This is a genomic window from Paraburkholderia sp. BR10923, from assembly GCF_040948765.1.
GTDB classification, from domain to species: Bacteria; Pseudomonadota; Gammaproteobacteria; order Burkholderiales; family Burkholderiaceae; genus Paraburkholderia; species Paraburkholderia youngii.
The window spans coordinates 1-9,911 of sequence record NZ_JBFPKO010000066.1 but is presented as its reverse complement, the minus strand read 5'-3'; the positions used below and the strand labels follow the sequence as shown (position 1 = coordinate 9,911).

Genomic DNA, 9,911 nt, shown 5'->3' with positions numbered 1-9,911 from the left:
CGGCTGCACCACATCCTGGACAACCTCGACTTCGTCCGTCATGTACACCTGTCCATTTAAAATTTGAATGGACATGATCGTCGGGCGGCACGACTTGCCGATCAAGATGACTTCGCCGGGTGCTTACGCTGAAGCAGTTCGTCGAGCGTGAGCGATTCGGCGGCGTCCTGTCGCATCCACGCTTCGAGTTCCGTCCAGTGCTTAGGTCCGATCGAAGTGATGCCGAGATATTCGCAGGTCCAGAGTTGATGCTCGTTCAGTGACTTATAGCGTTGATAGAGCGTGCGGAGGGAGGCGATCGTCGGGGTGGGCAGGCTGAGCCGCTCGCCGACATGCCGCAACAATTGGCGCGGCAGTGTGCCGACATGATCGAGAGTGTGGCCACTGGCACGCAGAAAGACCAACTGGATCGAACGCCGGCACGGTGACCGCGCCGAAAACGCTCGTTGACTGCGGCAACGTCGCTGTCAGTCAACGGGAAGTAGCGCTCGACGTCGAATTCCGACAGTCGGGCGGGCAAGCGATATTGTCCCACATAGCGAAACTCCAAGATCTGGCATCTGCGCCTCCCGACTACGGCGCGCGATCCGTAATCGCGCGCAGATATGCTATCGCAGATACTGTTGGGACCTCCTGACAAGAGCCAGGGCCGACGGCAGCCTTATAAATAAAGGCTCTGTGGAGAAACCGCCAGATTTAGCACGAAAAGGACGGATGCCCCGAGTTCGTCAAGCGCTGGAACCGTTTCGCCTCGCCTGCGGAACGGTCGTGGCTTTTATGCTCTTGGGCAGAGACAAAACCGATGAAGGTCTCAATCAGCATGAGGTGTTCGCTGTCTGCGTAATCAGGGAGCCATGCATTTTTCTCTATCCCTGTGAGGCTGTCGTAAGCGTGTGGGCATCAACTCACGCCTCAGTTGCATTTGCGCGCTGAGGCTCCGTGTGCTCTTCAAAACTAGATAGGGCCGAACGAATCGAGTCATACCACTTTGGAATTTGCGAGATTTGCGTGCCGAAGTGCAGGCAGTTCTCGCGCGCTCTTCTCGCCATCCCCTCGTAATCACTATAGTTGGTCGCAAGCCGACGCATCACCTCTGCGGCTTTGGCCTCGATGTCCGGTTCCTCAAGGACAATTCCATTCAGCCCATTTACGACTTGCCTTTTCAGACCAAAAGCGGACGACACTACGACGGGTCTACCCCGGAACAGAGCCTCCGTCGTCGTCAGCCCGAAACCCTCTTCGCGAGACAATTGAAATATGCCATGAGCATTCTGTTGAAGTCGGCCGACAATCTCTGCATTTGCGTCGTTGTCCTTCATCGAGATGCAGGCCAGATACAAATGTTGCTGTACTTCCGTTGGCAACTGGTCACGTAGTGCCAGGCACTTCTCGAAATACGTCCGTCCTTCCGGATCGTCAGCGACATTCAGAGGGTCGGGTCCTGCTATCACGAGGCGTATCGTATTTTCCTCGTCGGATGCCGCACGCACAAAACGGATAAAAGCGGTGATGATCCGGTCGATGCCTTTGAGGCTATCCCATCTGGAAACGTGCAGAAAATACCGCGAACCGAGGATTTCCTGAAGCGATGGCATAGGTCCCGATTTGCGGCCATTAAACGAAACTGAATTTTCCAGCTTCTGGTCTGCCGGCCCTTCATAGTTGCGATTCTTGGCGGAGAACGGACTGATCGATGGCTGGATGATATCGATCGGTTGAGGTGTATCGAAGACGTATTCGCTGTCGCTCAGGACAATACGCTGGAATGGACCGAGGTATTCCCCGAGAAGTGCCCATATCCTGTCGACCGTCGGGGTGCGTTCTGGATAGCCGATGTGGCATCGCCAGATGGCTGGGTGCGGATGAGAATCCAGGAATTGCGAAGCAGCACAAAGTGGCTGCGGGTCATGGATGACCAGGAGGTCATTAGGTCCGATGATTGCTTCCAGTTCCGCTGCACCCTGCCTCGAAACATCGAGATAGTGCGGCAACAGGTCATCGAGACCGGCTACTGCGGTATTATGAAGAGAATTGTGAACGCCTTTGGTGAACTGGAAAAACTGCTCCTGGTTCGGTTTAAAGATGAGCCAGCGAACATCGAAACCAAGTTCCCGGAGGAGGCATATATGGTGTGGAAGCATTTCGGCGACGCCACCGCCAAACGCGGTGGAATTGACTTGCCAGATGCAACGATCACCGACCCTGTCGCGCATTGTGCCCGACGAACGCAACAGTTCATTGACAAGTCCCTCATAGTCTGCCTGCTGTGCAACGTAGTGCTCAAGGACAGAGCCGCGTATCAACACCTCATCAAACAGTGGTGTGCGGTATTCCGTTGATATTTTCATCTTGTCGTCCTTTCGGCCCGGAAAGCGGAGGCCGGCGTCAGATTAGAAAGGTCATCTCGCGAAAATCCTCAATCCAGCCCCTGATGCCGGGGTGGCCGCTGGCATTAGGTCCGACGCCTACGCAGTCGCAACCAGCAGTGGTTGCCGCTTCAATTCCGGCTCTGGAGTCCTCAAAAACCAAGCACCGTTCCGGGGCAATCTGCAACGTCCGCAACAGCACTTGATAGGGTTCCGGATTCGGCTTTCCCTTCCTCATGTCCTCAGCGGCAATCATGATTCTTGGGCAGGAGATTCCGGCCGCCTTGAGGCGGGCAAGAGCCGAGACCCGTGACGAAGAGGTGACGACAGATCGCCTCCCAGCGGTGAGCGAGCTATAGAACTCGGCGGCGCCTAAGATTGGTCGGAGCAGATCCATCGCCTGGACCTCATAGTCTGCGATGCGGGCCGCTTCTCGTTCCGGCGAGAGGCCGGTAGAGATTGACGCAACTAGTTCTATATCCCGGCGCGCGGCAGACATCCGCAACACACACTCCGGAGAGAGCCGTTCCTCCCCTGCCCATCGACGGAGAGCGTTTTCAACTACAGCCGCTGAATCCACAAGGACACCGTCCAGGTCGAAGGCAACGTGATCGTAATCGTTGAGATCGATTTCGTTCATGGCAATATGAGTAGGAATCGAAACAATAGAAAAAGTTGGTGATTGCAATTTTTGTCGCGTCTTTCCTGGACTTCGCCCTCTAGTATCACGCCCAATAATGCTTGTTCGACAGACATGCCTTTTCTGTCGTGCGGAATGCCTCCATGCAGTATTCGACCATCGAAGCATCGGTGAACGGTGTCGTCATATCTTCGGCCTTGCAATAGTCTGCGAGTGCCAGATCCAGTGCTGGTTCCAACGCCTCGAAAAAGGCCTTATTCATAGAAGCATTGCTCATGTATGTTGCCGGGTATCCGACATAGATGCCATGCTGCAGACACTTTTGTGCGAACGCTTTTCCATGTTTTTCAGACGGCAGAACGATATCGAACATGCTGTCTCTTCCCAGAACGCGAGCAGGTATTTTGCTACGCTCGAATGCGGTCTGGAATAACCTCTTGAGTGCGGAACCACTTTCGGCGAGACGGGCCACAATGCCCGCTTCTTCAAATATTTCCTGTGTCAGGTTACCGGCCACGAAGGCCCGGTTCTCGCGCAGATAGGTATGGCCAAGATATGCGGTGTCGGCCCCCGTCATGGCCTCGGCGGTGCCGACAACTGCGGAAAGGCCGATGCCTTGCGCGATTCCCTTGGTCAAGGTAATGAGGTCGGCTTTTACACCGTGTTTTTGGCAGTAGCCACCCGAAGCATAACGGAGCCCGCAAAGGACTTCATCGACGATCAGCAGTGCTCCATGCAGCTTTGCCAGTCTGGAGATTTCATGAAGCAATGCAGCGGGAAAGATCGAAGGTTCAGGTGTGAAGAAAATGCCCGCGACTCGCCCCCTGTTCATGACCAGTTGCTGCTCAAGGAGATCGAGGTCATATCGGAAATCCTGGATGTGTTGGTCCCTAGCGGGTGGATTGTCCGACCAAGGGGGCTGCTGAAAGAGGTCGTGCCATCCATGGAAGCCAGCCGTCAGGAGGACCGGCCGGCCAGTTCGATACCGGGCGATCCGAACTGCCGCTTCCGTTGCACAGGACCCCGTCCTCAGAAAAAACACTCTCGGCGTGTCAGGGAACATCTTCGAGATTTTTCCGACCAGCCTCAGGCGTTGCAGACTCACCGGCGATGGAAGAATGTCGGTTTCCTGCTCCATTGCCCGTGCGAGCCTTGCGTTGAATACTATGTCATTGCTGCCGAGAGGCGAAGCCCCGCTGCAGGATGTCATATCCAGATAGATCTTGCCGTTGATATCTTCCGCCACCGCGCCATTGGCGGAGCGGAAAATGATTGACGATCGGGTTTCGCGTTCCCATTCGGCCAGATGTCCGGTCACTTCAGGATTAGGCATCTTGAGTTCCCCTTTACTCGAGTGAAAGGGCCATTCGTCTCGCGTTGGCCATGATCGTGTGTGTCGGATTGCTGTTTCCCGCGAAATTCATCACGGAGCCATCCATGACGTGGATGTTCGAGAACCCATGAACACTGCCAAGGCGGTCCACAACTGAAGTGGTGGGATCGTGTCCGGCGCGCATCGTGCCGTGCAGGTAGGAACTGCCTTTTGAGTGTGCAAGCGGCTCGCGCTTGATGCGTAGCGCTCCAATGTGTCGCAGAATGTCATCCGCGCGATCAGCGAGAAAGCCAATTCGTGCACGGTCATTTGCCGAGCTTTTGTATTCGAAACGAATATAAGGGACCCCGTATCGGTCAATGGCCCTGTCAAGCACCACGCGATTGTGCGACCACGGTTCTTCACCGGCCATATAGTGCAGGCGCAAAAGACCGACGTTTTCCTCCGGCATGGGTAAATTCGCTTCATAGATGAGACCGCCGAATTTGCGTGGTACGTCACAGTGCTCGTAGAACTCGTCGGTATAGACGGTCGCATGGGGGCCCCAGTGAGAAGCCAGAGCACTGGAGCCGTGATCCGGTCGCTCCATGTACCCGACAGAGTAGCCGCTAATCTTGAATGAGAGGCCCCGCCCGACGAGGCCGGATTCGTTGCCTATCCCCTTGGGGGCATGCTCACTTTTTGACCGGAGCATCAGTGCCGCCGTCTGTATCGCGTTTGCGCAGACAATGACCCTTTCGACTGAAATCCGGATCCGCTCAGATGATAGTGGCACGTAGCACTCAAGAGCTTCAGCTTGACCGTCGTCCCGAAGCTCGATCCGGTTGACGAAGCAGCCATACAGAACCGAGATCGATCCGGGCAGGGCAGAGTCATCCAGAATGCTTCGTGCGAGCACAGATGCTTTGGCATCCGTAGGGCATACCAGTTCATCGCAAGCTGAACACAGGTTGCACCCCATGCAAGTCCCTGGTGGCCGGATTGCCAGAGGGATATGGCGCGGTTTTATACCGAGTTCATGCATTGCAGTGGATAACATTATCCCACGAGGGCTGACTGGATATGTCGGAAATCCATTCGCCCCAGTGATCTCCAACAGGTGCTCGATCTCCGAGTAGTGGGGTTCGAGATCCCGGAGTGCGACGGGCCAATCAATCTCCAGGTCGGTCGTCAGATATTGAGAGGCCGAAAGATCTGCCTGCCGGTATCTGAGCGTGATAGCGTTGTAGAACTGCATCCCGCCGCCCACGCAACACGCCGTCCATGGGTTGCCGTCGGCGGGTCGGCCGGACGAAGTGAGTGCCTTGCTGTAGGCCGCCTGATGCGGCCCGTACAAGGCGCCAGGGGAAACCAGGCCTCCATATTCCAGCACTGCCACGCGATATCCTTTCTCTGCAAGCGTTTGGGCGACGATCGGTCCGGAGGGCCCAGAGCCGACGATAACCGCGTCGAACTTTGTGTAGTCGTAAGAGGTCGCTGCAATGTGTCTGATCTCTGTCACGAGCAACACTCTTCTTTTGAATGCGGGTTGGCGAGCCAGCAGGAGGTGTCCGCGACGACGGACAGGAGCTGCTTCGTACGGGCGACATAGCGCGGTACCGCGATGCCTGCGAGGTCGGTGGCCGGGTGGCGATAGCTGACGAACAGGCCATCGTAGTTGCGCCAGACCCAAAGGCACACCTCATCCGGATCGGTGCAGCGACTACGAAGCGCGATGGCTCGCCAAGTGTTCCAGTTGCGCGCGCCGGGGGTACGGCGAAGATCCATATACGAAATCATGAAGGGATCACGAAGGGGCTGGCCAAGGAGTTCCGCTACCCGGGGAAGGGGTATTTGGGCCAGTTCCTTGACTCCGTTGAGGCCTGCGACTGCCGAACGGACCGTCTCGGCAAAGGAGCTGGTTGCGCTCAGAGAGAAGGCGACCGGGCCCATACCGACGAACCATCCGATGGAGGATCTCCAGGGACCTGTTTGCGTGTGGAACGGGACCATCGTGCGAAATTCACCCGAGCCGGTGATTTCGTGGCCGACCTTCGCAAGGCAGCTAAGCAGTCCGGAGAATGTGGCACCGCCTGCTGCGCGACAGACCTGATCAAAGGTGCGCGCGGAGGACGCGTCGAGGAGCTCGGCGTGTCCTCCCGGCTGCGCGGTGGTGGGGTTGCCACTCTGAGCGTTAACTGGTTCAGGGAAAACTGGCAGGTGGCCGCCAACCTTGGTGACGAACTGCTGCCAGCTGATGACGGATTCGTGTTCGACGGTCAGTGCATCGGCTGCGTTCCGTTCAGTCTCCGCAAAATCAAGGTAGCTGGCCGTGGGGGGTAGAGGGGGAGCGGGTTTGCTGTCGGAGGTTGCGAGTGCTGCAGCGTACAGGGTGTGGATCTCATGTGGGATCCCGAGAATGGAGTACCCGTCGGTCAGGGTGTGGTCGGCGACGACGCAGACGGTGGTCGCGTCAGCGTTGCTGATGGTGGCGCAGATATATCCGGGCCAGCCGAGTGGGCCAATTTCGCGGTCGAACAGATCTTCGAGATACCGCGCCAGCTTTCGGCTGTCGCGGAAGTTCGTCGCCTCACTGGTGTAGATAGTCACGGTGCCGGGCGGCAGCGTCACGCGGAGTAGACGACTGTCGGGTGTGGAGTGAGCGGAAAACATCAGCTGACTGCGGAGCGTTTCGTGGCGATCTGTCCAGTTGCGCAATGCCGCAGCGAAGGCATCTGCATCAAGTCCAGCGGGCAGATCGAAAGCACACCCCAACCAGGACGGCGGCAGGGGGCCTTCACCTGCTGTGTCAAGTGCGTACCTGATCAAGGCCTCCTGAGCATGGGATGGTCGCCGCGAGTCGGTCGTCCATGGTGCTTCCGGCATGTGCGGGGCGCTGGCTCGCCAGACGATGAGATGGCCCGGAGACAAACTGAGTGAAGGTATTTCAGTGAACATGATGATATGTCTTGCGTTACCTGCGAGGAGGAGCTTCGGCTACGAAAGTCGGCTCGGCATGTCCCTCTTGGAGCTGGGGTGTCCGCACTGCTCGCAGAGGAGACGTCAAAATCCACCCAGAGGACATCGCTATTAGAGCACCGCTGAACAGGAGCGTTGCCCGGGAACCCAGCAACGTTCCACAGGAGCCGCCCAGCAGGGCGCCGAAGGGAGCGAGGCCCCATACTATGGTGCGAATGCCTGCGTTCACACGCCCATGCAACTCAGGTGGTGCTAGCATGAAGCGGATGGGCACCTGATGGACGTTGTACATCTGCTGACCGGTCCACAACAGGAACTGCGATAACCCGAGTGCCAGCCAACCCGGCGCCGGACACATGGGTGCGAGCGCCGCGCCGACGGCGCTGGTGCAGAGGGCCGCAACCAGCACTCGGCCGAGTCCCAGTGCCCGCGCAGCCAGACGAGCGAGCAACGCGCCGACGGCGGATCCCACGGCCGAGATGCCCATGACGGTGCCAATCGCGGTGGCCGTCAGTCTCAAGTCCTTGGTCAGGTAAGGGAGAAAGACAGCCGAGTAGGCGCTGTAGAAAAAGATAAGCGTGCCCGTCGCAAAGGTAATTGCGCGCAGCCGGGAGGTACGCAGCACAAACAGTGCGCCCTTTGTAGCTTCCAACAGGATACGACTGATGATGCTCCCGTCGACCGCGACGCCTCGGCGGTCCGCGCCGAACAACGGGCTCCTCACCGGCCTCATTGATACCCAAGGGAGCAGCATCGTCACAAGGACGAACGACGCGACATCGGCGAGTATGGCGATCGGAGCGGAGAAGGTAGAGATCAGCCAGCCCGCAAGTGGCAGGCCGAGTATCAGTGCCGCCGACTGTCCCAGCTCTAGCCTGCTTTGAGCCTGTACCAGTTGCGGGAGCCGCACAACGGTTGGTACGCAAGCAAGAAAGGCCACATCCGCGATCACCGTGGCCGTGCCTGCCACGGTGGCGACCATATACAGATGACGCGTGCTTACGTGGCCGGCCAAGGAGGCGGCCAGCGGTACGGAGGCCAAGGTGAGTGCTATCGTCGTGTTCGCTGTCGTTAGCAGCATCCGATGCGAGAACCGGTCGGTGAGGACCCCGGCGAGCAGCCCTAGTAGCAGGTAGGGCGCTCGTCCGCATGCGAGCAGTATCCCAGTCTCGAACGGGCTTGCGTTGTGAAGTTCGATCGCAGTCAGCGGAAGTGCAAGAAACGTCACTTGTGAGCCGAGAAGGGAGACCGTCTGGCCAGCGAGAAGCAGATAAAAGCTACAGGGCAGGCGGTGTCGGGGCGCATTGTGCGCCTCTATCATCTCGCGCTTCCTGAAGGCGGCATCGACAGGTCGTAGCCTAGGTGTATCAGCTCTTTACCGGCGATCCGCTCGAACTCGGCAATTTCTCCGGGCGTGAGGTCGTGCAAATGCCGTCCATTACGCCCGGTGTGCAGAGGCTTGCTTGCGGCCTGTGCGGCGGGATGCCCCCAAGGTCTGTTGAACAGCGCGTGTTCGTGCGCCGCGTGGTTCAGGACCGCCTCGTCCCACGGCAGGTGAAGGTAGTCCAGCATTCGTTTGATGGTTTCGCGGGGGCGCGTTACCAGGTCCTCGTACCGCGCCTCCAGATAGCGGCCGTCAGGCGCAGCCTGGCGGGGCCGGGTGACGACATCCAACCAGCCGTGCGCGGCCTGCGCGACAGTCCGGTAGCCCCAGTCGGGGACTGTCTTCAAGTGGGACGCGGCCAGATCGCGGCCGTCGCGAATGATGTGAATGAAATGGGCCCGAGGCCAGATCGCTGCGTAAGTGCCGACGTCCAGTATCCTGCGCTGAAGCTTGATGCCCCAACGTCGGGCTCCCATCTGGTTGCGTCGGAATTCGCCAATGGAGTCGATGAGCCGACAACGGTCTTCCGGAGCCGACAGATTGGTTCCACGTTTGGTCATCAAGTCCACCACCAAGTTCCGCAAATCGTCGCGCTCGAGACCGAAACGTTCGCATTGCAAAACGAAATGCGCGCCGTCGTACCAGTCGGGGTCAACGGTTTCCTTCGTCGCACCGGCGAGCCGTGAGTTGTGGACGTCGATCATGTCGCACACAGCGAGGATATGCGGACCGAGGTCGACCGGTTCGGTGAAGTCAAGTTCTGGGCCAACGACCAAATCGCAGTGCGAGTCGAGAAGAACGCTGAGTAGAGTGGTGCCGGAACGATTCTCGCCGCCGAGCAGGACAGGATTAGAGGGCAGGGTGACAGGAGGGCAATCGGACGCACACCGAATGGCGAAACCGGACATGACATCTCCTCTGCAGGGGTGAATTATTGAATAGATTCGGCACACGAACACGTTGAGGCTTGACACGAAACACAGAGGCGCATGCCGCTGTAAACAATTAACATTCGGTTTGCTGCGTAGATTCTCGAATCCGATTCCATCGGAAGTACTCCGACGGCAGCAGAATTCATCCCTACCGCCCTGCTCCAGCCAAACTACCGCTGAAACACGTCATCGCGCAGAGTTCGTGAAGCGTTGATAGATGAACCACCACTTGCCCACTGGAGATCATGGGCGGCGCCGACACGTTCACCGAGAGTTTGTTTTCCGTACGCAAGCTGGA

The 9,911-nt window shown here is 58.0% G+C and carries 8 protein-coding genes; all 8 read right to left on the bottom strand.

Annotated features, from left to right (window positions below; genetic code table 11):
* Positions 1-101: 101 nt before the first annotated feature.
* A complete protein-coding gene (locus AB3X94_RS40450; protein WP_368594255.1) occupies positions 102-404 on the bottom strand; it encodes a DUF4158 domain-containing protein in 303 nt (100 codons plus the stop codon).
* A 501-nt stretch (positions 405-905) separates the two neighbouring features.
* Positions 906-2,348 carry a glycosyltransferase gene (locus tag AB3X94_RS40445; RefSeq protein WP_368594256.1) on the bottom strand — a complete coding sequence of 481 codons (1,443 nt, stop codon included), beginning with the start codon at positions 2,346-2,348 and terminating at the stop codon, positions 906-908.
* 37 nt (positions 2,349-2,385) lie between these two features.
* Entirely contained in the window at positions 2,386-3,054 is a 669-nt protein-coding gene (locus AB3X94_RS40440; RefSeq protein ID WP_368594257.1) for an HAD-IA family hydrolase, read from the bottom strand.
* 37 nt (positions 3,055-3,091) lie between these two features.
* Positions 3,092-4,339 carry an aminotransferase class III-fold pyridoxal phosphate-dependent enzyme gene (locus AB3X94_RS40435; RefSeq protein ID WP_368614390.1) on the bottom strand — a complete coding sequence of 416 codons (1,248 nt, stop codon included), beginning with the start codon at positions 4,337-4,339 and terminating at the stop codon, positions 3,092-3,094.
* 13 nt (positions 4,340-4,352) lie between these two features.
* The gene (locus AB3X94_RS40430) at positions 4,353-5,840 is read right to left on the bottom strand and encodes a GMC oxidoreductase (protein WP_368594259.1); all 1,488 of its coding nucleotides are present in this window, start codon (positions 5,838-5,840) and stop codon (positions 4,353-4,355) included.
* Complete coding sequence (locus AB3X94_RS40425; RefSeq protein ID WP_368594260.1) at positions 5,837-7,147, bottom strand: condensation domain-containing protein; 1,311 nt, start codon at positions 7,145-7,147, stop codon at positions 5,837-5,839. Before AB3X94_RS40425 ends, AB3X94_RS40430 begins: the two co-directional genes overlap by 4 nt.
* A 145-nt stretch (positions 7,148-7,292) precedes the next feature.
* Positions 7,293-8,618 carry an MFS transporter gene (locus AB3X94_RS40420; protein ID WP_368614389.1) on the bottom strand — a complete coding sequence of 442 codons (1,326 nt, stop codon included), beginning with the start codon at positions 8,616-8,618 and terminating at the stop codon, positions 7,293-7,295.
* Positions 8,615-9,589 (bottom strand): sulfotransferase, encoded by a 975-nt coding sequence (locus AB3X94_RS40415; RefSeq protein ID WP_368594262.1) that lies wholly within the window; start codon positions 9,587-9,589, stop codon positions 8,615-8,617. The genes AB3X94_RS40420 and AB3X94_RS40415 overlap by 4 nt, the downstream gene beginning before the upstream one ends.
* Positions 9,590-9,911: the final 322 nt, after the last annotated feature.

What these genes read in the sequence shown, in the direction of transcription:
- AB3X94_RS40445 (WP_368594256.1), bottom strand. Translation starts at nt 2,348, where the DNA reads ATGAAAATATCAACGGAATACCGCACACCACTGTTTGATGAGGTGTTG.
- AB3X94_RS40435 (WP_368614390.1), bottom strand. Translation starts at nt 4,339, where the DNA reads ATGCCTAATCCTGAAGTGACCGGACATCTGGCCGAATGGGAACGCGAA.
- AB3X94_RS40420 (WP_368614389.1), bottom strand. Translation starts at nt 8,618, where the DNA reads ATGATAGAGGCGCACAATGCGCCCCGACACCGCCTGCCCTGTAGCTTT.
- AB3X94_RS40415 (WP_368594262.1), bottom strand. Translation starts at nt 9,589, where the DNA reads ATGTCCGGTTTCGCCATTCGGTGTGCGTCCGATTGCCCTCCTGTCACC.